This window comes from Xanthobacter versatilis (assembly GCF_043193975.1).
Classification (GTDB): domain Bacteria; phylum Pseudomonadota; class Alphaproteobacteria; order Rhizobiales; family Xanthobacteraceae; genus Xanthobacter; species Xanthobacter autotrophicus_E.
In genome coordinates this window covers 39253-63282 of record NZ_JBAFVB010000006.1, presented here as the reverse complement: position 1 = coordinate 63282, position 24030 = coordinate 39253, and the positions used below count along the sequence as shown (strand labels likewise).

Annotated in this window: 22 protein-coding genes; 15 read left to right on the top strand and 7 right to left on the bottom strand. The window is 65.7% G+C overall.

What is annotated here, in order from left to right:
• The first annotated feature begins 24 nt into the window (after nt 1–24).
• The 12 genes from V5F66_RS13235 to V5F66_RS13180 all read left to right on the top strand — a co-directional run bounded on the left by V5F66_RS13235 (nt 25) and on the right by V5F66_RS13180 (nt 11696).
• Entirely contained in the window at nt 25–912 is an 888-nt protein-coding gene (locus tag V5F66_RS13235) for an arsenate reductase/protein-tyrosine-phosphatase family protein (RefSeq protein WP_149577646.1), read from the top strand.
• 81 nt (nt 913–993) lie between these two features.
• On the top strand, nt 994–2055 hold the full coding sequence (gene arsB / locus V5F66_RS13230; protein ID WP_149577647.1) for an ACR3 family arsenite efflux transporter: 1062 nt from the start codon (nt 994–996) through the stop codon (nt 2053–2055).
• 52 nt (nt 2056–2107) lie between these two features.
• Nucleotides 2108–3151, top strand: coding sequence for an ArsJ-associated glyceraldehyde-3-phosphate dehydrogenase (locus tag V5F66_RS13225; RefSeq protein ID WP_149577648.1), 1044 nt, complete (start codon nt 2108–2110; stop codon nt 3149–3151).
• Between the two features lies 1 nt (nt 3152).
• The gene (gene arsJ / locus V5F66_RS13220) at nt 3153–4412 is read left to right on the top strand and encodes an organoarsenical effux MFS transporter ArsJ (RefSeq protein ID WP_149577649.1); all 1260 of its coding nucleotides are present in this window, start codon (nt 3153–3155) and stop codon (nt 4410–4412) included.
• 66 nt (nt 4413–4478) lie between these two features.
• Nucleotides 4479–5447: a phosphate/phosphite/phosphonate ABC transporter substrate-binding protein gene (gene phnD / locus V5F66_RS13215; RefSeq protein WP_149577650.1), complete on the top strand. Its 969-nt coding sequence runs from the start codon at nt 4479–4481 to the stop codon at nt 5445–5447.
• Between the two features lie 23 nt (nt 5448–5470).
• Nucleotides 5471–6325, top strand: coding sequence for a phosphonate ABC transporter ATP-binding protein (gene phnC / locus V5F66_RS13210; RefSeq protein ID WP_394070222.1), 855 nt, complete (start codon nt 5471–5473; stop codon nt 6323–6325).
• Nucleotides 6322–7128 (top strand): phosphonate ABC transporter, permease protein PhnE, encoded by an 807-nt coding sequence (phnE, locus tag V5F66_RS13205; RefSeq protein ID WP_149577652.1) that lies wholly within the window; start codon nt 6322–6324, stop codon nt 7126–7128. The genes phnC and phnE (V5F66_RS13205) overlap by 4 nt, the downstream gene beginning before the upstream one ends.
• Nucleotides 7128–7946 carry a phosphonate ABC transporter, permease protein PhnE gene (gene phnE, locus V5F66_RS13200; protein ID WP_012115937.1) on the top strand — a complete coding sequence of 273 codons (819 nt, stop codon included), beginning with the start codon at nt 7128–7130 and terminating at the stop codon, nt 7944–7946. The genes phnE (V5F66_RS13205) and phnE (V5F66_RS13200) overlap by 1 nt, the downstream gene beginning before the upstream one ends.
• Nucleotides 7947–7963: 17 nt before the next feature.
• Nucleotides 7964–8398 (top strand): arsenate reductase (glutaredoxin), encoded by a 435-nt coding sequence (gene arsC, locus V5F66_RS13195; protein ID WP_394094013.1) that lies wholly within the window; start codon nt 7964–7966, stop codon nt 8396–8398.
• A gap of 178 nt (nt 8399–8576) precedes the next feature.
• Nucleotides 8577–8924, top strand: coding sequence for a PadR family transcriptional regulator (locus V5F66_RS13190; protein ID WP_049776178.1), 348 nt, complete (start codon nt 8577–8579; stop codon nt 8922–8924).
• Between the two features lie 61 nt (nt 8925–8985).
• Nucleotides 8986–10401, top strand: a complete 1416-nt coding sequence (locus V5F66_RS13185) for an FAD-dependent oxidoreductase (protein ID WP_149577653.1) — start codon at nt 8986–8988, stop codon at nt 10399–10401.
• Nucleotides 10398–11696 carry an MFS transporter gene (locus tag V5F66_RS13180; protein ID WP_149577654.1) on the top strand — a complete coding sequence of 433 codons (1299 nt, stop codon included), beginning with the start codon at nt 10398–10400 and terminating at the stop codon, nt 11694–11696. The genes V5F66_RS13185 and V5F66_RS13180 overlap by 4 nt, the downstream gene beginning before the upstream one ends.
• A gap of 306 nt (nt 11697–12002) precedes the next feature.
• On the opposite strand, the gene V5F66_RS13175 is transcribed toward V5F66_RS13180, so the two are convergent.
• Nucleotides 12003–13214, bottom strand: a complete 1212-nt coding sequence (locus V5F66_RS13175; protein ID WP_149577655.1) for a ZIP family metal transporter — start codon at nt 13212–13214, stop codon at nt 12003–12005.
• Nucleotides 13211–14341, bottom strand: a complete 1131-nt coding sequence (locus V5F66_RS13170) for a multicopper oxidase domain-containing protein (protein WP_041577508.1) — start codon at nt 14339–14341, stop codon at nt 13211–13213. Before V5F66_RS13170 ends, V5F66_RS13175 begins: the two co-directional genes overlap by 4 nt.
• Before the next feature lie 142 nt (nt 14342–14483).
• Between V5F66_RS13170 and tnpA the strand changes: the two genes are divergently transcribed.
• Genes tnpA through V5F66_RS13155 form a run of 3 tightly spaced genes read left to right on the top strand, consistent with a single transcriptional unit; the run spans nt 14484 to nt 16852 of the window.
• Nucleotides 14484–14924, top strand: a complete 441-nt coding sequence (gene tnpA, locus V5F66_RS13165; protein ID WP_394025900.1) for an IS66-like element accessory protein TnpA — start codon at nt 14484–14486, stop codon at nt 14922–14924.
• Nucleotides 14921–15277, top strand: a complete 357-nt coding sequence (gene tnpB, locus V5F66_RS13160; RefSeq protein ID WP_281810211.1) for an IS66 family insertion sequence element accessory protein TnpB — start codon at nt 14921–14923, stop codon at nt 15275–15277. The genes tnpA and tnpB overlap by 4 nt, the downstream gene beginning before the upstream one ends.
• A gap of 42 nt (nt 15278–15319) precedes the next feature.
• Entirely contained in the window at nt 15320–16852 is a 1533-nt protein-coding gene (locus tag V5F66_RS13155) for an IS66-like element ISXau4 family transposase (protein WP_394025899.1), read from the top strand.
• A 537-nt stretch (nt 16853–17389) separates the two neighbouring features.
• On the opposite strand, the gene V5F66_RS13150 is transcribed toward V5F66_RS13155, so the two are convergent.
• The 5 genes from V5F66_RS13150 to V5F66_RS13130 all read right to left on the bottom strand — a co-directional run bounded on the left by V5F66_RS13150 (nt 17390) and on the right by V5F66_RS13130 (nt 24021).
• Complete coding sequence (locus V5F66_RS13150) at nt 17390–20563, bottom strand: efflux RND transporter permease subunit (RefSeq protein ID WP_348841910.1); 3174 nt, start codon at nt 20561–20563, stop codon at nt 17390–17392.
• Complete coding sequence (locus tag V5F66_RS13145) at nt 20560–21981, bottom strand: efflux RND transporter periplasmic adaptor subunit (protein ID WP_012115945.1); 1422 nt, start codon at nt 21979–21981, stop codon at nt 20560–20562. Before V5F66_RS13145 ends, V5F66_RS13150 begins: the two co-directional genes overlap by 4 nt.
• Nucleotides 21978–22385 (bottom strand): FixH family protein, encoded by a 408-nt coding sequence (locus V5F66_RS13140; RefSeq protein ID WP_012115946.1) that lies wholly within the window; start codon nt 22383–22385, stop codon nt 21978–21980. Before V5F66_RS13140 ends, V5F66_RS13145 begins: the two co-directional genes overlap by 4 nt.
• 131 nt (nt 22386–22516) lie before the next feature.
• Nucleotides 22517–22873, bottom strand: a complete 357-nt coding sequence (locus V5F66_RS13135; protein WP_041577510.1) for a hypothetical protein — start codon at nt 22871–22873, stop codon at nt 22517–22519.
• Nucleotides 22874–22971: 98 nt separating this feature from the next.
• Nucleotides 22972–24021: a helix-turn-helix domain-containing protein gene (locus V5F66_RS13130; protein WP_394000376.1), complete on the bottom strand. Its 1050-nt coding sequence runs from the start codon at nt 24019–24021 to the stop codon at nt 22972–22974.
• Between the last annotated feature and the right edge of the window lie 9 nt (nt 24022–24030).

Below are 24030 nucleotides of genomic sequence, written 5' to 3'. Positions count from 1 at the left end.
GCAGCATTCGAACGGTGAGACAAGATGGACGAGACGAAGCTGAATGGGGAAGACGCCACGCGGATCTTCGATGCGCTGTCCCAAGGCACGCGCTTCGAGACTTATCGTCTTCTGCTGCGCTATGTGCCCTATGGCCTTCAGGCGGGCGACATCGCCCGCCTGCTGGCGGTAGCGCACAATACCATGTCGGTGCACCTCGGCGTGCTGGAGCGTGCCGGCCTTGTCACGTCGCGGCGCGAGGGACGGTCCATCATCTATGCCGTCAGCTTGTCCACAGCGGGCCCTGTGCTGAGCCAACTGATGGCGGAGATGGGTTTTGCCGTCTCCCCCCGGTGCGGGACCGGCCCCGCGGCCTTTCCACAGCTGCGTCCTGCCGCTGGGAATGATCGCGTCTACAATGTTCTGCTGGTCTGCTCGGCCAACTCGGCACGGTCGCTGATCGCGGAGGCGTTGCTCAACCGCGAGGGGCGAGGCCGCTTCAAGGCCTACTCGGCCGGCAGTCGGCCGAAGCTCAAGCCGCACTCGATGGCTATCGATCTGCTCGACTCGCTCGGCTACGACACGACGAACCTCGCCTCCAAGAGCTGGGATGGGTTCGCCAGGCCGGATGCGCCCCAGATGGATTTCGTCATCACTACCTGCGACGCCGCAGCTGGGGAAATCTGCCCTGCCTTCCCCGGTCATCCGCTACAGGCCCATTGGGGTCTGCCCGACCCGATCCGGGTGAAGGGAACCGAAGCTGAGCAGAAGGCTGCCTTCGTTGCCACCTACCGTCGGCTCGCCGGGCGTATCTCCGCCTTCGTCAACCTGCCATTTGAGCAGCTCGATCTTGCTTCGCTCAAGGAGCGCATCGGCGAGATCGGGAAAATGGAGGGAGCGACGGACCTCACACTCTCGGGACAGGCCGCGTGAACTGTCGTCGTCCTGAAACAGACCGCGCCCACGCTCTCGCCGCAATCGGCCGCAGCTGGCGGCCTTGGGAGATCCCGCACCGTGTCCGTGTTTGAACGCTATCTCACTCTCTGGGTGTTCCTGTGCATCATCGCCGGCGTCGCGCTTGGCGCGCTGGCGCCGTCCGTGTTCCAGACCATCGGGGCGCTGGAAGTGGCGCGGGTCAACCTGCCGGTAGCCATCCTCATATGGCTGATGATCGTGCCCATGCTGGTCAAGATCGACTTTGCCGCGCTCAAGGAGGTCGGCCGGCACTGGCGCGGAATCTCGGTGACGCTGCTGGTGAACTGGGCGGTGAAGCCGTTCTCCATGGCGTTCCTCGGCTGGCTGTTCATCGGCTATCTGTTCCGACCCTACCTGCCAGCCGACCAGATCGATAGCTATATCGCCGGCCTCATCCTTCTGGCGGCGGCGCCCTGCACGGCCATGGTGTTCGTCTGGTCAAATCTCACCAAGGGTGAGCCCCACTTTACCTTGTCCCAGGTGGCGCTGAACGACGCCATCATGATCGTCGCCTTCGCGCCCGTCGTGGGGCTGTTGCTCGGGCTCTCCTCCATCACCGTGCCGTGGGACACACTCTTCCTGTCGGTGATGCTCTACATCGTCGTCCCGGTGATCGCGGCGCAGCTCCTCCGCGGGCGCATCCTGGCGACCGGTGGACAGGCCGGGCTCGATCGCCTGCTCGGCGTGCTCCAGCCGCTCTCCCTGGTGGCGCTGCTCGCCACCCTGGTGCTGCTGTTCGCCTTCCAGGGCGAGCAGATCCTCGCCCAGCCGCTGGTGATTGCGCTGCTGGCCGTGCCGATCTTGATCCAGGTCTATTTCAACTCGGGCCTTGCCTATCTCCTGAACCGGCTGTCCGGCGAAGCCCACTGCGTGGCCGGCCCCTCTGCCCTCATTGGGGCCTCCAATTTCTTCGAGCTGGCGGTGGCTGCCGCCATCAGCCTGTTCGGATTCAAGTCGGGTGCGGCTCTCGCCACCGTGGTGGGTGTGCTCATCGAGGTTCCGGTGATGCTCTCGGTGGTGTGGATCGTGAACCATACCAAGGACTGGTACGAAGCCGGCGGCGTGAGGGTGACGGACGCCGGCGACCGCACCAAAGCCTGAGATCATCGCGGCAACGCCGCACCTTTTCAAAGTTTGCGAGGATGACGGTGCCATGAGAGTAGGGATCAACGGCCTCGGCCGCATTGGACGGCTTTCGCTTCGCGCGGCCATGGGGGCGGCCTACCGCCCGGACAATGATCCGCGCGGCAACAACCGGCTCGAGATCGTTCATCTCAACGAGATCAAGGGTGGGGCGGAAGCCATCGCCCATCTCCTCGAATTCGACAGCGTACAGGGGCGCTGGCGTGCGCCCATCGCAGCCGAGGGCGCGGATAGTGTGCGCATCGGCGAGAAGAGCTTGTCTTTCTCCTCTCACGCGACGCCGGGCGATATCCCCTGGGGCGATCTCGGCGTGGACCTCGTACTGGAGTCCACCGGCAAGTTTCTCACCCCCGCCGTGCTCGAAGGTCACCTGAAGCGCGGCGCCAAGCGCGTAATCGTCGCCGCGCCGGTGAAAGACCCGTCCGTGCTGAACGTTGTGGTGGGGGTGAACGAGCAGCTCTACGACCGAGAGACGCATCCCATCGTCACCGCTGCCTCCTGCACCACCAACTGCCTCGCCCCGGTGGTGAAGGTGGTGCACGAGGCCATCGGCATCCGCCACGGCCAGATCACCACCATCCACGATCCCACCAACACCAACGTGGTGGTGGACGCGCCCCACAAGGACCTGCGCCGCGCCCGCTCGGCCATGCTCTCGCTGCAGCCTACTACCACCGGCAGCGCCACCGCCATCGCCCTCATCTATCCCGAGCTGAAGGGCAAGCTGAACGGCCATGCGGTGCGCGCCCCGGTGCTCAACGCCTCGCTCACCGACTGCGTGTTCGAGCTCAACCGCGAGACCACGGCGGACGAGGTGAACGCGTTGTTCGCCAAGGCCGCCGCGGGTGCGCTCAACGGTATCCTCGGCTTCGAGCCGCGCCCTTTGGTGTCGGCGGACTACGCCCGCGACACCCGCTCCGCAATCGTTGATGGGCCGTCCACCCTCGTCACCGACGGCACCTTGCTCAAGGTCTATGCCTGGTACGATAACGAGATGGGCTATGCCTGCCGCATGGTGGACCTTGCCTGCCACCTCGAACGCGTGGGGCTGTGAGATGGCGGCGTCATCCTCCGCGGGCCTGCGCAACTACGCCATCGTCACCGCGGCCTATTGGGGCTTCACGCTGACCGACGGCGCCTTGCGCATGCTGGTGCTGTTCACCTTCTTCAAGCTCGGCTACTCGCCCTTCACCCTCGCCTTCCTGTTCTTGCTCTACGAGGCGGCGGGCATCGGGGCGAACTTCATCGGCGGCTGGCTCGCCGCCCGCTTCGGCATCACCCGTATGCTGACAGTCGGGCTCACGACCCAGATCGCCGGCTTCCTGCTGCTCTCCGCCATGTCGCCCACCTGGGAAACGGCCGTTCTTGTTGCCTGGGTGGTGGCGGCGCAGGGCGTGTGCGGCGTGGCGAAGGACCTCACCAAGACCGCCTCCAAGTCCGCCATCAAGGTGACGGAGGCCGAGGCCAAGGGTAACGCCGAGGGGCGCCTGTTTCGCTGGGTGGCGTGGTTCACCGGTTCCAAGAATGCCATGAAGGGCTTCGGCTTCTTTCTTGGCGGCGTGCTCCTGGAGGCGTTCGGCTTTCGCTTGTCGCTGTGGCTCATGGCTGCCGTGCTGGCGCTGGTGCTTCTCGGCGTGCTGCTGTCCCTGCCGCCTATGATGGGCAAGGCCAAGGCGAGTAGTTCGGCAAGAGAATTGTTCGGCAAGAGCCGGGGTGTGAACCTGCTCGCTGCTGCCCGCGTCGCCTTGTTCGGCGCGCGGGACGTGTGGTTCGTGGTGGGCGTGCCGGTCTTCCTCTATGGGATGGGCTGGACCTTTCCCATGGTGGGCGGCTTCCTCGCGCTGTGGACCATCGGCTACGGCATCGTGCAGGCATCCGCGCCCGCCGTGGTGAGCCGCAGCCCGGACGGCCTGTCCAAGGAAGTGCCAGCGGCGCGCTGGTGGGCGCTCGGCCTCGCTCTGGTGCCGGTGGCCATCGCCGTGCTCCTCGCCGTGACACCCCTGCGGCCGGACATCATCGTCGTGATCGGGCTCGCCATCTTCGGCGCCGCCTTCGCCGTGAACTCCTCCCTGCATTCCTACCTGATCCTGGCCTATGCCGGATCGGAGAAGGCAGCCGAGGACGTGGGTTTCTATTACGCCGCCAATGCAGCGGGGCGCTTCATCGGCACCCTCCTGTCCGGCCTGCTCTATCAGGTGGGTGGGATCTATGCCTGCCTCGGGGGGTCGGCCCTGATGCTCGCCGTCTGTTTTGGCACCACCCTCCTGCTGCCGCTTCATTCCCAGCCGATGGGAACGCCGGCACCGAGCAGATAAGGCTCCGGCTTCGAGTTCGCGTACCAGCATCGTCCGATTGAACTACACCGTCACTGGAGAGAAGAGATGACGCTACCGCGCTTTCTCGCACGCACCCTCTTGCTTGCCGCCATGTGCCTGGGGCCAAGCATCGCCCATGCCGACTTCAAGCTCGACCCACGCTTCACGGACGCGAATGGCGACATGGTCGCGGACGCGCCGACTGATCCTTCCAAGCAGATCGACCCGGACACGCTGATCTTCTCCTACACCCCCGTTGAGGATCCGGCCGTCTACGCCAAGGTGTGGCAGGAATTCACCGACCATCTCGCGAAGGTGACCGGCAAGAAGGTGCAGTTCTTCCCCGTGCAGTCCAACGCCGCCCAACTCGAAGCTATGCGCGCCGGGCGCCTGCATGTGGCCGGCTTCAACACCGGCTCCAATCCCATCGCCGTCGCCTGCTCCGGCTTCGTGCCGTTCGCCATGATGGCCTCGAAGGACGGTGCCTACGGCTACGAGATGGAGATCATCACCTATCCCGGCTCCGGCATCACCAAGGTCGAGGACATCAAGGGGAAGAAGATGGCCTTCACCTCGGAGACCTCCAATTCCGGCTACAAGGCGCCGTCCGCGCTGCTGCGCTCGCAGTTCGGCATGGAGGCGGGCAAGGATTACGAACCCGCCTTCTCCGGCAAGCACGACAATTCCATCATCGGCGTCGCCAACAAGGATTATCCGGCAGCGGCCGTCGCCAATTCGGTGATGAAGCGCATGATCGCCCGCGGCGTGATCAAACCCGAGCAGGTGGTGACGATCTACAAGTCGCAGACCTTCCCCACCACCGGCTATGGCTATGCCTACAATCTGAAGCCCGAGCTCGCCGCCAAGGTGAAAGAGGCGTTCTTCAGCTTCAATTGGGATGGCACTGCTCTCCTGAAGGAGTTCCAGTCGGCCGAGCCGCCGCAGGAGAAATTCATTCCCATCACCTTCAAGGAGACCTGGGCGGTGGTGCGCCAGGTCGATGACGCCATGGGCGTCAGCTACGCCTGCAAGTAAACTCTGGAGAGAGGGACTGTGGGATGCTGACCATCGCCGGTCTGTCCAAGCGCTACGCCAAGGGGGACAAGGCCCTCGATGATGTTTCGCTCAGCATCCCCGCCGGCCAGGTGGTGGGCCTGATCGGTCCGTCGGGGGCAGGCAAGTCCACCCTCATCCGCTGCATGAACCGGCTGGTGGAGCCCACGTCCGGCTCCATCCGCCTCGGCGACACCGAGATCACCCGCCTCGGAGGCATGGGCCTGCGGCGCGCGCGGCGGCGCATGGGCATGATCTTCCAGGAATATGCCCTGGTGGAGCGCCTCACGGTGATGGAGAACGTGCTCTCCGGCCGGCTCGGATACGTGGGCTTCTGGCGCGCCTTCCTGCGCCGGTTTCCCCAGGCCGACGTTGACCGGGCCTTCGCCGTGCTCGACCGCGTTGGCCTGATGGATCACGTGGACAAGAGGGCGGACGAGCTGTCCGGCGGCCAGCGCCAGCGCGTCGGCATCGCCCGCGCTCTGGTGCAGGAGCCGGACATCATGCTAGTGGACGAGCCCACCGCCAGCCTCGACCCCAAGACCTCGCGCCAGATCATGCGCCTCATCGTCGAGGTGTGCGCCGAGCGCCGGCTCGCCGCCATCGTCAACACCCACGACGTGGCGCTGGCGCAGATGTTCGTCCAGCGCATCATCGGCCTCAAGGCCGGGCGCACCGTGTTCGACGGCCCTCCGGAGGCACTCGACACCGATGTGCTCACCGCCATCTATGGCGAGGAGGACTGGTCGCGCACCATCCGCGAGGCGGAGGATGATGCGGTGGAAGAAGCCGCCGCCGAGGATGCGGTCCGTGTCCTGCGGGTCCAGGCCACGCCATCCGCCGTGGCGAGGACGCTGTGAGCGCTGTGTCCGTTCCGGCGCACCGCTGGCGGCCGCCGCCGCTCGTCGCCAATCCCTGGCTGCGCTATGCACTCATCGGCGGCGCGGCGCTCTATCTGGCGCTCGCCCTCGGCAGCGTCGAGGTCAACTGGGCACGCCTGTCGGACGGCTGGGCGCGCGGGTTGCGCTTCATCTCCGGCTTCCTGGAGCCGAACTTCTCCCGGCGCTGGGACGACATCATCCAGGGCATGATCGAGAGCCTGACCATGACGGTGACCTCCACCGTGGTGGGCATCGCCATCTCGGTTCCCATCGGCATCGGCGCCGCCCGCAACGTGGTGCCGCGCGGGGTCTATTTCGCTTGCCGGGCCATCATCGCCGTGTCGCGGTCCCTGCAGGAGATCATCGTCGCCATATTGCTGGTGGCCATGGTGGGCTTCGGGCCGTTCGCGGGCTTCCTCACCCTGTCGTTCGCCACCATCGGCTTCCTCTCCAAGCTGCTGGCCGAGGACATCGAGGACATCGACCCCGCCCCTGTGGAGGCGATCCGCGCCACCGGGGCGCCCTGGCCATCGCTGATCGCCTTTGGGGTGCTGCCGCAGGTGGCGCCGCGCCTCCTCGGGCTTTCGCTCTACCGGCTCGACATCAATTTCCGCGAATCCGCGGTGGTGGGCATCGTCGGCGCGGGCGGCATCGGTGCCACGCTCAACACCGCTATCGATCGTTACGAGTTCGACAGCGCCGCCGCCATCCTCATCCTCATCATCGCCATCGTGATGGCGAGCGAATATGTCTCCGGCCTCGTGCGCGGGCCGGTGAAATAATGCCGGTCATAGCCCTCCCCGAAGGCCGCCGGTCCTGGCAACGGCGCACTTCGCGCGGCCAGATCGCCGTGTGGTTCGGCTGGCTTCTCGCCGTGGCCTTCACCGTGTTCTGCTGGCGGGTGATGACGGAAGGCACCATCTGGGCCTTCGTCTGGGATGCCCCCACCCAGGCCGCCGACATCGGCGCGCGCATGGTCCCGCCGCGCTGGTCCTATTTCCCGGCACTGCTCAAGCCGCTTTGGGACACGCTCAACATTGCCACCCTCGGCACGCTCATCGCCATCGTGCTGTCGGTGCCGGTGGCCTTCCTCGCGGCACGCAACACCACGCCTAGCGCCGCCTTCGTGCGGCCGCTGGCGCTGTTCGTCATCGTCGCCTCGCGCTCCATTAATTCCATCATCTGGGCGCTGCTGCTGGTGGCGATCCTGGGTCCGGGCGTGCTGGCCGGCATCATCGCCATCGCGCTCAGGTCCATCGGCTTCATCGGCAAGCTGCTCTACGAGGCCATCGAGGAAATCGACGAGAGCCAGGTGGAGGCGATCCGCGCTACCGGCGCCTCGGGCGCCCAGACCCTCGCCTACGGGATCGTGCCGCAGATCATGCCCGCCTTCGCCGGCATCAGCGTGTTTCGCTGGGACATCAACATCCGCGAATCCACGGTGCTCGGCCTGGTTGGCGCGGGCGGGATAGGACTCAACCTGGAAAGCTCGCTCAATACGCTGGCGTGGCCGCAGGTGACGCTGATCCTCATGGTGATCCTCGCCACCGTGGTGGTGAGCGAATGGGTGTCCGCCAAGGTCCGCCACGCCATCATCTGATCTTCGGAGCCTGAACGATGACTGAGCATTCCCTTGTCACCATCTGGCACAATCCGGCCTGCGGCACATCGCGCAACACGCTCGCCCTGATCCGCAACGCCGGTATCGAGCCGACGATCGTCGAATATCTCAAGACCCCGCCCGCGCGGGAACAGGTCGCCGCCGCCATCGCCGCGGCGGGCCTCACGGTGCGCGCCGCGACCCGCCAGAAGGGCACACCCTATGCCGAACTCGGCCTCGACGATCCCGCCCTCACCGACGACACTCTGCTCGATGCCATGATGGCCCACCCCATCCTCATTAACCGGCCGTTCGTCTTCACCCCGCTCGGGGCGCGGCTGTGCCGGCCGTCGGAAAGGGTCCTGGACATCCTGCCCGCGCCGCAGAAAGGGCCGTTTACGAAGGAGGATGGAGAGGTGGTGATCGATGCCGAGGGACGGCGCGTTTGCTGACGCGGGGAGCGCTTTCAAGTATGCCTTGATGATTGACACATTGATGATCGATGTATAGCCTTCCTGCATGTCTCGAACCTCTCCATCGGCCACCCCATCCGTTCCGCCGTCGCCCGCCCCGGTGCCGAAGCCCGGGCCCGATTTCCTGAGCCGTGCCTACTGGAACGGCACCATCAAGATGAGCCTGTCCAAATTCTTCATTCTGTGCGTGCTGCATCAGCGGCCCATGCACGGATACGACGTGGCAAGGGCAGTCGAGGCAACGACGAACGGCTGCTGTTCCCCTGCAGAGGGCACCATCTATCCGGTGCTGCGGGAGTTCGAGGAGGGCGGATACGTCACCGCTGCAAGCGAGGTGGTCTCGGGCCGCGAGCGCAAGGTCTACACCCTCACGGACAAGGGCCGCGCCGCCTTCAAGGTGGCGGTGGAGGCCTGGATGGACGTAACGCGCTGTCTGGTCGACGCGGAGAAGATGATCGCCGGCGCGCCGGACAAAGTCGGGAGCACTCCGGGATGCTGCCCCTGACCCGCATTCATTTGCCCTTAAGCATCGCTCGTCAATGGATCGACCATCGGAGTCTCCCGTCATGACCGGATCGCTACCCGTCGCTATCATCGGAGCCGGCCCCGTGGGGCTTGCCGCCGCGGCGCATCTGCTGGCCCGCGGCCTCGCGCCTCTCGTCTTCGAGCGCGGCGCCGGCGTCGGCACCTCGCTCAAGGCCTGGGGCCACGTGCGGGTGTTCTCGCCCTGGGGCTACAACATCGACGCGGCCGCCCGCACGCTGCTGGAGGAAACCGGCTGGAGCGCGCCGAACCCCAAGGCCCTGCCGCTCGGCGGGGAGATCGTGCGGCACTATCTCGAGCCGCTGGCGGCTCATCCCGCCCTTGCGCCCCACCTGCGGTTCGGGGCACAGGTGAGCGCCATCGCCCGCCACGGCCTCGACAAGATGTCATCCGAGGGGCGCGCGGACACGCCGTTCGCGATCTGCTGGCGCGACGCGAACGGCGCTGAGCACCGTTCGCTCGCCCGTGCCGTCATCGACGCCTCCGGCACCTGGAGCCAGCCCAACCCCATGGGCGCGGACGGCCTGCCGGTGCCCGGCGAGGAAGAGGCAGCCGCGCATGTCGCCTATGGCATTCCCGACGTGTCCGGCGCTGAGCGCGAGACCTATTCCGGCCGGCGCGTGCTGGTGGTGGGCTCCGGCCATTCGGCCATCAATGTGGTGCTCGATCTTCTCCGCCTGCAGGAGGCGGCGCCAACGACCCGCGTCACCTGGGCGCTTCGGCGCAACCGCATGGAGAAGCTGCTGGGCGGCGGCCTCAACGACGCGCTGCCCGCCCGCGGTGCCCTCGGCCTTGCGGCGACGCAGGCCATCGCCGCCGGCCGGCTCGATGTCCTCGCGCCGTTCGCGGCGGAGCGGATTGTCGGCGGCGCGGCGGGGCTGGACGTGTCCGGCCGTCTCGGCACGGAGCCCTGGACCAGGACCGTGGACCGGATCGTGGTGGCCACCGGCTTTCGCCCCGACCTTGCCGTGCTGCGCGAGGTGCGCGTCGCCCTCGATCCCGCCGTCGAGGCACCGCCGGCCCTCGCGCCGCTGATCGACCCGAACCTGCATTCGTGCGGCACCGTCCCGCCCCATGGCGCGGCGGAGCTGGCCCACCCCGAGCCGGGCTTCTACATCGTCGGCTCCAAGTCCTACGGCCGCGCCCCCACCTTCCTGATGGCCACGGGCTATGAGCAGGTCCGCTCCATCGCGGCGGAGATCGCCGGCGATCACGACGCGGCGCGCAGTGTCCATCTGGTGCTGCCGGAGACCGGCGTCTGCAGCGCCGCACCGGTGACGGCAGGGGCATCCGGCTGTTGTGGTGGGCCTGCGCCTCGGGACGCCGATGCCTGCTGCGCGGACGATGCCCAGGCCAAGGCGGAAGGCAAGGACGGCTGCGGCTGCGATACCGCCGCGCCGCAGGCCGAGGCGCCACCCCGCCGCGGGACGGCCGCGTGACCAGCGGCCTGAGCGGCGAACTCGCGCAACCGGCGCCAGCGCGCCCGCTTTCCGGCCGCAGCCTGTTCATCACCGGCCTCGGCATTGGCCAGATCTGCTCCTGGGGATCGCTCTACTACAGCTTTCCCCTGATAGCGGAGGCCATGGAGCGCGACCTCGGCTGGTCGAAGCCGGATCTGTTCGGCGCCGCGACGCTCGGCCTCGCCCTCGGGGGCATGGCCGCCTTCCCCGTGGGCGCCGCCGTCGACAAAGGCCACGGCAGGTGGGTGATGGCGGCGGGAGCCGGCCTCGCCGGCCTCTGCCTCCTTGCCTGGTCGCAGGTGCAGCAGCTCTGGCTGTTCTATAGCCTGATGGCCGCCATCGGCGTCCTCCAGGCGGCAACCCTTTATGAGCCGGCGTTCGCGGTGGTGGCGCGCAGGACCGGAGCGGCCGGCGCCCGGGCCGGCATTACCGCGCTCACCCTATGGGGCGGATTTGCCTCCACGGTCTTCATTCCGCTGATCCAGATCCTGCTGGATCTGGCGGGCTGGCGTGGCGCACTGGTGGCGCTCGGCGCCGTGAACCTCGTGGTGTGCGCGCCGCTCTATGCCGCGGTGATCCGGCCCGCGGCCGACCACGCGGCATCGCCGGTCCACGCTCTTGCACTGTCGGGAGCGGGCACCCTGCGGCAGGTCATGGGGCGCGTTGCCCGCCGGCCCACCTTCTGGGCCCTGGCGGTGGCGTTCACCGCCTATGCCGCCACCTTCTCCGCCTTCACCTTCCACCTCTATCCCCTGCTGCTGGAGCGCGGCTTCACGGCGGGCAGCGTGGTGCTGGCCATGGCCATCATCGGCCCAACCCAGGTGGCGGGTCGGATCGCCGTCTCGGTGTTCGCGCCGCGCGCTCCGGTGCGACTCATCGGCAGCTGTGCCGTGCTAGCCTTTCCGGTCGCCATACTCGCCTTGGCGTGGCTGCCACCCAGCTTTGCCCTGGTGGCGGCCATCGTGGCGCTCTACGGCAGCGCCAACGGCATCATGACCATCGTGCGTGGGCTCGCCGTGCCGGAGATGCTGACCCGGCAGGCCTATGGCGCCGTGAACGGCGCGCTGGCGGCGCCCTCGATGCTCGCCCGCGCTTTGGCACCCGCCGGTGCCGCGCTCCTCTGGGCGCAATCCCAGTCTTACGGCGCGGTCCTCTCTGCCATGGCTGCGGGAGGCGTCCTGCTGGCGGGCGCCTTCTGGGCCGCAGCAGCCTTTTCGCGGAACGAGGACATGGAGCGCCACGAGAGGGCTCCTTCTATGCCGGACCGCCGCTAAGCCCCCGCCGCAACACACCCTTCCTGAAAAGAATTAAAGCGGAACAACGCATCCAACACCATCCGGCTTATCAGCGCTCGGCGGCTCACTGCATACGCGCTAAAGCTGCAGGAAACTGATGTGCTCCTCATTTCCCCTGCCAGTTACAAGTTTAGGTCTGGCGGGGTTTGGGTCCTCGTGGGACTGGTTGGCGAACGTCGACGATGGGAGGCCACCGAGGCTCATGTGAAGTCTGACGATATTGTAGTCGATTGCCCGAGCCTCGATGATCCGCCTCACCTCTACAAGTGAGGATGTTTGAAGCGTTCAGATCTTTACGAGCATCGCGGTCACGTACATCAGGCCCGCGCCGGTGGCGAGCCCCGTCATTGCGGCTGGCGTGAAGAACGAAACATGAGTCTCGCCGCTTCTGCGCACTAGTAGCGATCCGACTTCCGCAATCACCTGAAGGATAGCCCCGGCACCGACCGCCAGCGCTAGCGCCGACCACTGCGGCGCGTAGGCAAGGCTGCCGATCCACAGACCTGCGACGGCTGGTCCGCCCGCAAGCAGCGTCAACCCGGCGAAGGTCCAAAGTGGTGGGCGTACTTTCAGTATCGGCGCGGCAATGCCGATGCCTTCCGTGATGTTGTGCAACGTAAAGCCGAGCACCAGAAAAATACCGAGATCCGCCGCTCCGGAGGCGAAAGAAGCGCCGATGGCAAGGCCTTCGCCGAGATTGTGCAATCCTATCCCCAGCGCAATGAAGGTCGATAGGGCCAGCCCGGTCGGTGTGCCACGGCTGCGGCCGACAGCCATCAGCAAGAGGAAACTCCCCATAGTGGTGAGGATGACCATCACCGGTCCCTGGAACAAGGCGGCGGCCTCGCCGGCAAGTTCGAGCGCTTCAGCAACTGCATCAATCACGAGGAAAGCGAGAAGCCCCACCGTCAATGCGAGTAGGAAGTCCATGCCGTTGCGGCCAACGCCACGGAGAACTGGGTAGAACATGAGGCCGATAGCGACGGGAAGGATGCCGACAAAGACGCCAAGGGCAGCCTGGGATACGAAGCTCATCGAATCCACGGTCGGTGTCGCAACCGCGACGGGGATCTCACGCTTGAACGTGGCGCCGGTGTTGGTGAGGATTTTCACGCCGTGCGCCTCGCCGACCACCCAAGGGAACGGCAACTGAACCCAGGCGGTCGCGCCGCGGGCGATCGGACCCGGCGGTGTCTGCGTAAACTGCCAATAGGCGTCATCGACCTGGACCTGGGCGATCGTCATGGGTTGCGAGCCGCCGGCACGGACCAGTAGGCGAACTCCATCGGAACCTAGGATCGTCCGCTCGAAGGTCAGCTTCTCGACCGGCGGTGCGCCGTTGCGAAAGCTCGATAACGGATCGGTCCCAATCAACCACGCCATCGCGAGACCAAGCACGGTAAACGGGATAGCGATCCAGAACAACGAGGCTCGACCCGGACGCCCGACTGGAAGTGTTGTCGCAGCATTGGAAGGGGGCCGCCCAGCTTGGTTCATGATACGGTCTCCACGACATCGAACATGCCCACCCAACCGAGTTCGGTGAACTCCGACTGATGCGGGTGGAACATGTAGAGACCGGGCTCGTGCTCCGTGAAATGGAACTCAAGGATGCCGCGCTCGGCTTGGCATTGGGTGATGAGGTCGACGGTCTTCAGGGTCGGGGTCAAGGTCGTGCCTTGATTGAAGTATTCAAAGAAATTAGCATGCAAATGAAAAGAATTTATCGGATCGAACTCGATCACATTGATAAGGTAGACGCGAACCGGTTTGTCTCTAAGGATCTTGATGGGTTTTTTTGCATAGGCATGGGCTACCGTATTGACAGCATAGACCTCGTTCTTGCCGTCGAAATTGGTATCGAATGCATTCATAACCATTACGAGCTCTTGCCACTCGGCATTCTCCGCCGTGCCGAGCAGGCGTGAGCGGGCAACTGCCTCATATTCGGGATGGCGAGTGGGATCCGGGTCGATGACGAAGGCTCCGTACATGCCCTTGTGAATATGCCGCTTCAGCGGCAGAGCGTGACAGTGATAGAGGTGACATCCGAAAGGCCGTGCATCAAACTCGTAGACAAACTCCTCGCCCGGAGCGACTAGCCCTGCGCCTGGAACGCCATCCATCCGCGCCGCATGGATGCCATGAAAATGCATCGAATGAGGATGCGAGCCGTAGTTTTTGAAGACGATCCTCAGCCGCTCACCTTCGGTCGCGCGCAGTGACGGGCCGGGCACCCGGCCATTATAGGTCCAGGCCAGAAACATGATACCGGGGGCGATCTCGATCTCCTTGTCCTCGGCGGTGATCTCGAAGGTTCTTAGCGTCCGCCCATCCGGAAGCTGGGACACAGTGCCTCTATCCCAGTCGGTCAGAAGCTTGGTCGGATCGAAGCCATTACGAGCTTCGTCGACCCCGCCCACCGTGATCATCGCACCATGGGCTCCGCGGTGGGCTGAGGCCAGCTTTGCTTCAGCGCCGACAGTTCCTGCATGCGAAGCGTGTCCTGACTGCGCTAGAGCACCAGTCATACCTATCGCTGCGCCGCTGGCAGCCGCTAGCCCGCCTCCCAGCACCACGCGCCGGCTCAGCCGTTTACGTAACCAAGCTGGCACTTTGATCATATGCATCTCTTTCTGCAAATGCGAATTAGTCGCATATAAATAGCATAAGCTACAATTGGTGGCCATGTAAGCGTCCTCCTGCCCCCACCTTTCGCCGGCGAGGCTGAGGGGATGATGTTCCGAGCCTGGAGGGCTTGGACATATGACGATTTCAGAGCTTACGCTTAAATCGAGGGCCGAGGAGCCGGTGCGGCGGTTCGAGGTTTTCACCGGTGCGGGGCGCCGCCGGGAGTGGGCTGCCGAGGATAAGGCACGGATTGTCGCCGAGAGCTTCGAGGCTGGAGCGACGGTGAGTGAGGTTGCTCGCCGCCATGCCTTGTCACCGCAGCAGCTGTTCACCTGGCGCCGGGAGGCGCGCAAGGCGAGCGAGATGATCCCGGCGTTCGTGCCGGCGGTGGTCACGCCGGAACCGGCTCCCGCATCTGAGCCGTCCGCCCCACCGTCACGGCCGAAGCGGCGAGGCCGGCAACGTCGCGCGGCGGCGATCGAGGTCGACGTCGCCGGGGTCCGGGTGATGATCGAGAACGGGGCTTCGCCGGCCACCATCGCGGCCGTGATCGGCGCGCTGAAGGCCGGGTTGTGATCGGTCCGAGCGGCGCGGTCCGGGTCATGGTGGCGACACGGCCTGTGGACTTCCGCAAGGGGGCAGAGGGCCTTGCCGCTTTGGTGCGCGAGACCATGGGCGCCGATCCGTTCTCCGGCACGGTGTACGTGTTCCGGGCCAAGCGAGCGGACCGGGTGAAGCTGGTGTTCTGGGACGGCACCGGCGTCGTGCTGGTGGCGAAGCGGCTTGAGGACGGGGAGTTCCGCTGGCCGAAGATCGAGGACGGCACCCTGCATCTGACGTCGGCCCAGCTCCAGGCCTTGCTCGAGGGGCTCGACTGGCGGCGGGTCCATGAGGTGCAGCGCAGGGCGACACCCGTCGCCGCCAGCTGAAGAGGCTCGCAGGGCCCCGGCGAATATGATTCTATCTTTGCCATGGCTTCGCTCTCCACCGAGCTCCCCCGCGATCCCGAGACGCTCCAGGCGATGCTGATCGCGCGGGACGCGGAGATCGAGCGCCTGCGCCAGATCATCAAGGAGCTGCAGAGGCATCGCTTCGGCCGGCGGGCAGAGACGCTGCCCGAGGACCAGTTGCTGCTCGCCCTGGAAGAGGCCGAACAGATCGAGGCCGCCGGCTTCGCTGCGTCCGAGGAGCAGGTGCCGGCCGAGAAGGCCGAGCGGGTCGCGAAGCGCCGTGCGAACCGCGGAGCGCTGCCTGCCCATCTGCCGCGGATCGAGACCGTGGTCGATATCGAGAGCGACATCTGCCCGTGCTGTTCCGGCAAGCTGCATCGCATCGGCGAGGATGTGGCCGAACGGCTCGACATGGTGCCGGCCCAGTTCCGCGTCCTGGTGGTGCGTCGGCCGAAATATGCCTGCCGCTCCTGCGCGGACGTGGTGGTGCAGGCCCCCGCTCCGGCTCGGTTGATCGAAGGTGGCATCCCGACCGAGGCAACCGTCGCCCATGTGCTCGTCTCGAAATACGCCGACCATCTGCCCCTCTATCGGCAGTCCCAGATCTATGCGCGGCAGGCCATCGCGCTCGACCGCTCGACGCTGGCGGACTGGGTGGGGCGGGCGGCCTTCCTGCTGCGGCCTGTCCATGAGCGGCTGCTGGCGGTGCTGAAGACCTCGTCCAAGCTGTTCGCTGACGAGACCACCGCCCCGGTGCTCGATCCCGGCCGTGGCCGCACCAAGACCGGGCAGCTCTTCGCCTATGCCCGTGATGACCGTCCGTGGGGCGGAGCCGATCCGCCTGCCGTCGCTTATGTCTATGCCCCGGATCGCAAGGGCGAGCGGCCCATCGCCCATCTTGACGGCTTCACCGGCATCCTGCAGGTCGACGGCTATGGCGGCTACAAAGCGCTGGCCGGCCGCAACACGGTGAAGCTGGCGTTCTGCTGGGCGCATGTGCGCCGCCGCTTCTACGAGCTCGCCCAGGCAGGCCCGGCGCCCATCGCCAGCCAGGCCCTGCAGCGCATCGCCGAGCTCTATCACGTCGAGGCTACGATCCGGTGCCGGCCCCCGGATGAGCGCCATGCCACGCGCCAGGAGAAGAGCAGGCCGATCATCGAAGCCCTTGAGCCGTGGCTGCGGGCGAAGCTGGCGTTGATCAGCCAGAAGACCAAGCTCGCGGAGGCGATCCGTTACGCGCTCTCGCGCTGGGAGGGCCTCACCCTGTTCCTCGACGACGGCCGCGTCGAGCTGGACAACAACATCGTGGAGCGCTCCATCCGACCCCTGGCCCTCACCCGGAAGAATGCGCTCTTCGCCGGTTCCGACGGCGGCGCCGAACACTGGGCCGTCATCGCCTCGCTGGTCGAGACCTGCAAGCTCAACGACATCGACCCCCAGGCCTACCTCGCGGACGTCATCACCCGCATCGTCAACGGCCATCCCAACAGCCGCATCGACGACCTCATGCCATGGGCCTACCCAGCACAGCGGATCCTCAGCAACGTGGCCTGAAGACGACGGTTACGTGGCCATTGCCAATTGACGTCGAGAAGGGCTTCCTCCTCTCCGCAACATGGGCGCCAACTTCCGCCATATCGCAGAAGATCAGGCAATCGGGGCATGCCGAGTCTAGCCTTGAGGGGCGCGAGGTTGGCTGCCTCGATCAGGTCCGGAAATTCGACTGCCCTCACATAGGCAAGCCAACCGCCACGATGGCCACAGTTCGGATCGCTGGTCACGGTCATCTTGTGCGATGTCTCGGCCGCCCAGAGGCGCGATAGCACGGGCATAGCAGTCGCCTATGTGGCGCCGATCACCAACTCACGGTGTGCCGCGAAAAGCTCGGCTGTCATGCCGCTTCTCCTTTCGTTGGCTGTTTCCTCGCGCACAGCTTCCGATCGAAGCTGCGCATGACGCTCCTCACCGAAAGAAGACGTATTTCGTGAGGGCGGCGATCACCAGCACCAAGACGAGGATGCCGATCAGGCCGGCAAGGCCCATGCCCCATCCCATGGATCCCATCATGTCGTGCATCATTGGAACCTCCTCTTATTTGGCGGCCGCCTTGAGGCCGGCCGGCCCCTGTTCGATCGCCCTCTCGGAGGCGACGCTCCGCGGCAATCGCCAACCCTTGATCAAACCGTAGACCGCTGGGATCACGGCGAGCGTCAGCACCGTCGAGGACACCATGCCGCCGATCATCGGCACCGCGATGCGTTGCATCACCTCCGAGCCGGTGCCGGTGCTCCACAGGATGGGGACGAGCCCGGCCGTGATCGCGATGACCGTCATCATCTTCGGCCGCACCCGTTCTACGGCGCCGAGCATGATCGCCTGATAGAGGTCGATGCGGGTGAAGGGCCGTCCTTGCGCCTCCCGCTCAGCCTTCAGTTCCGCCATCGCCTGCTCGAGATAGATCAGCATGATGACGCCGGTCTCGGCGGCCACACCTGCGAGGGCAATGAAGCCGACGGCAACGGCGACCGACATGTTGAAGCCGAGCCACCACATCAGCCAGATGCCACCGACCAGCGCGAAGGGCAGCGACAGCATGACGATAAGCGTCTCGGTGAGTGCCCGGAAGTTGAGGTAGAGCAGCAGGAAAATGACCAGCAGCGTCACCGGCACGACGATCTTCAGCCGCGCCTCGGCGCGCTGGAGATATTCGAATTGGCCGCTCCACGAGACATAGGTTCCGGGCGGCAGCTTGATCTCGTTCGCGACCGCCTGCTGCGCCTCGGCGACATAGCCGCCCAGGTCCCGGCCAGCGATATCCACGAAGACATAGACGGCGAGCTGGCCGTTCTCGGTGCGGATCGAAGTTGCGCCGCGGGTGAGCTCGACCTTGGCGACTTCGCCGAGCGGCACCGTTCCGCCGCCTGGCAACGGCACCTGCACGTCGCGGGCGATTGACTGCGGGTCACTCCGGAAGTCGCGGGGATAGCGGATGGTGACGGCGTAGCGCTCGCGGCCCTCGACTGTGGTGGTCACCGTCTCCGCCCCGAGCGCGCTTGCGATCACGCTTTGGACATCGCCAATGGCCAGGCCGTAGCGGCCGAGCACCTCCCGGTCCGGCACGATGTCGAGATAGTAGCCGCCGATAACGCGCTCGGCATAGGCGCTCGATGTGCCCGGCACCGATCGCAGCACCCGCTCGATCTCACGGGCGCTCTGCTCCATCTGGGCGAGATCGGTGCCGAACACCTTGACCCCGACCGGGGTGCGGATGCCGGTCGCGAGCATGTCGATGCGGGCGCGGATCGGCATGGTCCAGGCATTGGAGACGCCGGGGAATTGTAGCGCCTGGTCCATCTCGGCCTTCAGACTGTCAATGGTGAGGCCGGGGCGCCATTCGTCCTTCGGCCTCAGGTTGATGATGGTCTCGAACATCTCGGTCGGCGCCGGATCGGTCGCTGTGAGCGCGCGCCCCGCCTTGCCATAGACCGAGGCTACCTCCGGGAAGCTCTTGATGATGCGGTCCTGCACCTGAAGCAGTTCGGCCGCCTTGGTGACCGAGATGCCCGGCAAGGTGGTCGGCATGTACATCAGCGTGCCCTCGTCGAGGCTCGGCATGAATTCCGAGCCGAGCTGGCGTGCCGGCCAGAGGGTCACGCCGAGCACGACGAGCGCGACGAGGATGGTGAGCGTCTTGGCCTTCAGGACGCCGCTAATGACGGGGCGATAGACCCAGATCAGGAAGCGATTGATCGGGTTCCTGTGCTCCGGGATGATCCGGCCGCGCACGAAGACCACCATCAGCGCTGGCACCAACGTCACCGACAGCAACGCTGCAGCTGCCATCGAGAAGGTCTTGGTGAAGGCGAGCGGGCCGAACATCCGGCCTTCCTGCGATTCCAGCGTGAAGATCGGCAGGAAGGAGACGGTGATGACGAGCAGGCTGAAGAACAGCGCCGGCCCGACCTGGCTCGCCGCCTCGATCAGGATCTCGACGCGCGGCTTGTCCGGAGGAGCCCGCTCCAGATGCTTGTGGGCGTTCTCGATCATGACGATGGCCGCGTCGATCATGGCGCCCACCGCGATGGCGATGCCCCCGAGGCTCATGATGTTGGAGCCAAGCCCGATCGCCTTCATCGCCGCGAAGGCGATCAGGATGCCGACCGGCAGCATCAGGATGGCGACGAGCGCGCTGCGCAGATGCAGCAGGAACACCACGCAGACCAGCGCGACGATGATGCTTTCCTCGATCAGCGTGCCCTTCAGCGTCTCGATCGCCCGGCCGATCAGCTCGGATCGGTCATAGACCGGCACGATCTCGGCGCCCTTGGGCAGGCTCGTCGCAATCTCGGCGAGCCGCGCCTTGACGTTCTCGATCACTGTCAGCGCATTGGCGCCGAAGCGTTGCAGCACGATGCCGCTGGCGACCTCGCCTTCGCCATTGAGCTCGGTGATGCCACGCCGCTCGTCCGGGCCGATCTCGACGCGGGCCACATCCTTGACCCGCAGCGACACGCCGCGGTCGGTCTTCAGCACCACGTTCTCGATGTCGGCGACGCTCCGGATATAGCCGCGCCCGCGCACCATGAACTCGAACTCGGAGAGCTCGACGGTGCGCCCGCCGACATCAGCATTGCTGGCCTTGACGGCGTCGCGCACCCGATCGAGCGAGATGCCCAACGCCCGCAGCCGGTTCGGATCGACCACGATCGCATACTGCTTCACGAAGCCGCCGACGCTGGCGACCTCGGCGACACCCTCCGCTTTGGACGCGCCGAAGCGGATCACCCAGTCCTGCAGCGAGCGCAGCTCGGCGAGCGTCATCTCCTTGGCGACGACGGCATATTGGTAGACCCAGCCGACACCGGTCGCGTCCGGTCCTAAGGTCGGCGTCACGCCCGCCGGCAACCGCTGCGCGGCGGCGTTGAGATATTCCAGCACGCGACTGCGTGCCCAATAGGGGTCGGTGCCGTCCTCGAAGATCACATAGACGAAAGAGACGCCGAAGAAGGAGAAGCCGCGCACCACCTTCGATTTTGGTACCGTCAGCATCGAGGTGGTGAGCGGATAGGTGACCTGGTCCTCGACCACCTGCGGCGCCTGGCCGGGATAGTCGGTATAGACGATCACCTGCACGTCCGAGAGGTCGGGGATGGCGTCGAGCGGCAGCGTTTTCAGCGCATAGAGCCCGGCAGCGACGGCGAACACTGTGCCAATGAAGACCAGCACGAGGTTGCGGGCGGACCAGCCGATGAGGTGGGCGATCATGGCTGTGCCTCCGCAGGTGTCAGGCCACGCAGCGCCGCCTTCAGATTGCTCTCGGCGTCGATCAGGAAGTTCGCCGCGACAACGACACGGTCGCCTTCCGCGATGCCCTCGCGGATCTCGGTGAAGCCTTCGCCGCGCAGGCCGATCTTTACCTCGCGCGGTTCGAACCGGCCCTCTCCACGATCAATGATCACGACCTGCCGCGTGCCGGTGTCGATCACCGCGCTATCGGGGACAGCAACCACCGGCGCGGCATCGCCTGTGCCGATCTCCACTTCGGCATACATATTGGGAAGCAGAACACCGCCGGGATTGGCGATCTCGATCCGCACTCGCGTGGCCCGCGTTGCTTCACCGACCTGCGGATAGATCAGCGACACACGTCCTTCGAAGGTGCGTCCCGGCAGGCTTCGAGCCCGGATCGTCACCGGCGCGCCGAGCCGGACGGCCCCAAGATCGAACTCCGGCACATCCGCCAGTACCCAGATGGTCGAAATGTCGGCGAGGCGGAACAGCACATCGCCCGGTGCTGCCTTCATGCCGTCGACGACATTGCGTTCGAGTACGACGCCATCGCGCGGCGCACGCCACGTCATCGACAGCGGCACCTTGCGCGTGCGCTCGATCTCGGCGATCGCTTCAGGCGGCAGGCCGAGATTCTCTAGGCGCTGGCGGGCGCCTCCGAGAGCACTATCGCGGCCGCCGCTTTTGAGATCGGTTAGGAGCTGGGCGCCGGCGGTGGCGATATCCGGCGCATAAAGCCGGAGCAGCATCTGGCCCTTCGTCACCCGGTCGCCCGTGGTGACGTTCGCCACCTCGTTGATGAAGGCGTCGCTCCGGGTGGCGACCACGGAGATGCGCCGCTCGTCGAGCTGGACGGTTCCCGGCACCCGCACCAGCCTGCCGACGACACGCCGCGCGGCCAACTCGGATCGCACACCGGTCCGCTGCAGCTTGCCAAGCGAGACCTTCACGACCGAGCCGTTGTCGTCCTCGCCCTCATGGACGGGGATGTAGTCCATCCCCATCGAGTCCTTCTTCGGCATCGGCGAGGTGTCCGGCAGACCCATCGGGTTGCGGTAGTAGAGGATGCGCCGCGGGCCGGCCTGCCCAGCCGCCTCAACTGTCGCCGGCGGCCTGCCTTCGAAGCTCACATCCTCGCTGGCGCGAACGGTGCGGAAAGCCCGGCCATCCCTGGTCCGGCGCGGCGTTGCCGAATAGACCGGCTTGCCGTCGGGATCCTGATAATAGATCACCGCTCCCGTCCCGACCGGCTCAGCCGCCGCAAGGGTCGCCTCGACACCGAACCATTCGCGCAGGCCGGCTACTGGGAAATCCCGGACGCCCGCCCAATAGCCTCCGATCCCCGCCGCCAGAATGGCGGCGAGAGCGAGGCCCACAAGGCCGATCCGTTTCACGGTACGGCCTTCAGGACCAGCTTGTTCTCGAGCGTGCCGGTCTCACCCTGGATCTTGGCGCCGAGCGAAAGCCGCCAGCCGCCGGCCATCATCAAGTTGGTCTTGAAGCGATAGACACCCGGCTCGGTCGACGGCAGAGCCTCGATCGGCGCCGCCATCGTCTCCATGCCGTCAGGCGCCATGTCGATACGGGTCGCGAAGATGACGGCGTCGGGAACCGCCTTGCCGGATCGCTTGTCGACGAGCCGGACAGCGACGATGGCACCGTTGCCCTGCTTGATGTCCGTCTGAACGAGCCGGAACTCGTAGTCCGTGATGTCGGCATACGCCGTCGAGAGGGTAGCCACGGAAAGCGCGGCCGCGAGCGTCGCCGCAGCGGCGCGCTTCATGGAAGAGTTCGTCATAATTTGAAAATCCCAGATTCATCGGAGCACCGTGCGCATGGCCCGGTGTTGCGCGGCTTATGGCCACGCGCCCTCGGCCACCCGAGCCTCGCTGGGGCGGCACGAGCCGGCGCACAAACGCCGGCGATGTCTTAGGTTCGCGGAGGTCGAGCCGGAGGCTCCAGGGTGAGCGCGTCGCCCATGGCGTCACTGCCAGGGCGGATGGCATCGCTCCGATCCCAGAAAGCGAAGGCCAGGCGCGAAAGCATCGGTGCCACCGAGAAGCACTTGGCCATGCACAATGCCATTAATGGGCAGGTCTTCTGGCAGTCAGGAGCTGCCGGCGTCTCATGCGGACAACACGGCATGTCGTCCGCCATTTCGGGCATGGACATATCGACGGCGGCCGCCATGGCGGCGCCGTTCACCGGTGCGGTGAACGGTCCGGCAACAAGCCCTACGATCGCAAGGATCGGGAGCAGCCTGCGGAGCCAAGTGGCGACCTTCATGCAGCGCAACATGTCATAGGCGAGGCAATTTGGGAATGCGAGCAGCGGTACGAAGCTGTCACAGGTTCGTGGCAGATGGACGCTGCTTCCGGGCTCAATCACCGAACTAGCCGGAGAGACGAACCACCGACGGATGGCGGACTCACATCGCCGGTAAGGCCGAACAGCAGATTGTCGAGTTCTGCCTCGGGGATATCCAGGCGGGCCGCAACGTGCCGGCGTGTCACGCCTTCCCGCCAAAGCTCCGTAAGGACACGTTGCCATATTGCAGATCGCTCCGGTGGGAGACCGTCAGGTTCGTTCGTGCCGAACCGCTTGTTTATCTGGATGCAGAAGGTCCGGTAGTTCCAATCGGAGATCCGGCCGATCCGGTGGAGCCGGTGTGCGAGCGCAGCTACGGACACGCCCCATCGCTTCTTTGCGAGTACCAATTGATCAAGGCTTCGGACGAATGGGATCGTCGCCACGACGTCGTCGTGAGGCATCAGGAACGACGATGCAAACGCATGTGCCTCGAGCTCGGCAGCGCGCCCTTGATTGGGACCGCCGTGCTTGTGCAGGACGAGGTGAGCCAGTTCATGAGCGGCGTCGAACCGGCTGCGCTCTGTGGTCTTGAAGGTGTTGAGGAAGACATACGGCTCGCCATCATGCCAACAGGAAAAGGCATCCACATTCTTCGTGTTCTCGGCCAGCGAGAAGACGCGAACGCCCTTCGTCTCAAGCAGCTTGATCATATGCGAGATCGGCCGCTCGCCGATCGCCCAATGCTGGCGCAGCGCACGTGCGGCTCCAGCGGGATCGCGTTCATGGCTGAGGTCGAGCAGGTCTGGCTGAGGCAGAACGAACCTTTCCCGCACCCAGGCTGACATCTCGAAGGCCAGTGAGCCGGCGGCGAGCGCCGCATCGCGCTCTCGCGCCGACATCGCCGTGAGGCTCCGGAAGCTGGCGGCATCAGCGCTGATCGGAGCCGCGTCGTCCCGGAAGAAGAACTCCCGCGGGAATCCCAGCGCGCGCACCAAGCCGTCGACCGTGTCTTCATCCGGAATCTGCTGCCCGTTGACGACACGCGACAAGGTGACCGGCGATATGCCAGCCCGCTCGGCGAGAGCCTTGGCGGTCAACCGTTGCCGCTTTCGCGCGAGCTCCATTCTGCCAAT

Excerpts from the sequence above, each read along its gene's own strand:
- V5F66_RS13235 (WP_149577646.1), top strand. The coding sequence starts at position 25 with ATGGACGAGACGAAGCTGAATGGGGAAGACGCCACGCGGATCTTCGAT.
- V5F66_RS13225 (WP_149577648.1), top strand. The coding sequence starts at position 2,108 with ATGAGAGTAGGGATCAACGGCCTCGGCCGCATTGGACGGCTTTCGCTT.
- arsJ (WP_149577649.1), top strand. The coding sequence starts at position 3,153 with ATGGCGGCGTCATCCTCCGCGGGCCTGCGCAACTACGCCATCGTCACC.
- phnD (WP_149577650.1), top strand. The coding sequence starts at position 4,479 with ATGACGCTACCGCGCTTTCTCGCACGCACCCTCTTGCTTGCCGCCATG.
- phnC (WP_394070222.1), top strand. The coding sequence starts at position 5,471 with ATGCTGACCATCGCCGGTCTGTCCAAGCGCTACGCCAAGGGGGACAAG.
- phnE (WP_012115937.1), top strand. The coding sequence starts at position 7,128 with ATGCCGGTCATAGCCCTCCCCGAAGGCCGCCGGTCCTGGCAACGGCGC.
- arsC (WP_394094013.1), top strand. The coding sequence starts at position 7,964 with ATGACTGAGCATTCCCTTGTCACCATCTGGCACAATCCGGCCTGCGGC.
- V5F66_RS13190 (WP_049776178.1), top strand. The coding sequence starts at position 8,577 with ATGAGCCTGTCCAAATTCTTCATTCTGTGCGTGCTGCATCAGCGGCCC.
- V5F66_RS13185 (WP_149577653.1), top strand. The coding sequence starts at position 8,986 with ATGACCGGATCGCTACCCGTCGCTATCATCGGAGCCGGCCCCGTGGGG.
- V5F66_RS13175 (WP_149577655.1), bottom strand. The coding sequence starts at position 13,214 with ATGAACCAAGCTGGGCGGCCCCCTTCCAATGCTGCGACAACACTTCCA.
- V5F66_RS13170 (WP_041577508.1), bottom strand. The coding sequence starts at position 14,341 with ATGATCAAAGTGCCAGCTTGGTTACGTAAACGGCTGAGCCGGCGCGTG.
- tnpA (WP_394025900.1), top strand. The coding sequence starts at position 14,484 with ATGACGATTTCAGAGCTTACGCTTAAATCGAGGGCCGAGGAGCCGGTG.
- V5F66_RS13155 (WP_394025899.1), top strand. The coding sequence starts at position 15,320 with ATGGCTTCGCTCTCCACCGAGCTCCCCCGCGATCCCGAGACGCTCCAG.
- V5F66_RS13150 (WP_348841910.1), bottom strand. The coding sequence starts at position 20,563 with ATGATCGCCCACCTCATCGGCTGGTCCGCCCGCAACCTCGTGCTGGTC.
- V5F66_RS13140 (WP_012115946.1), bottom strand. The coding sequence starts at position 22,385 with ATGACGAACTCTTCCATGAAGCGCGCCGCTGCGGCGACGCTCGCGGCC.
- V5F66_RS13135 (WP_041577510.1), bottom strand. The coding sequence starts at position 22,873 with ATGAAGGTCGCCACTTGGCTCCGCAGGCTGCTCCCGATCCTTGCGATC.
- V5F66_RS13130 (WP_394000376.1), bottom strand. The coding sequence starts at position 24,021 with ATGGAGCTCGCGCGAAAGCGGCAACGGTTGACCGCCAAGGCTCTCGCC.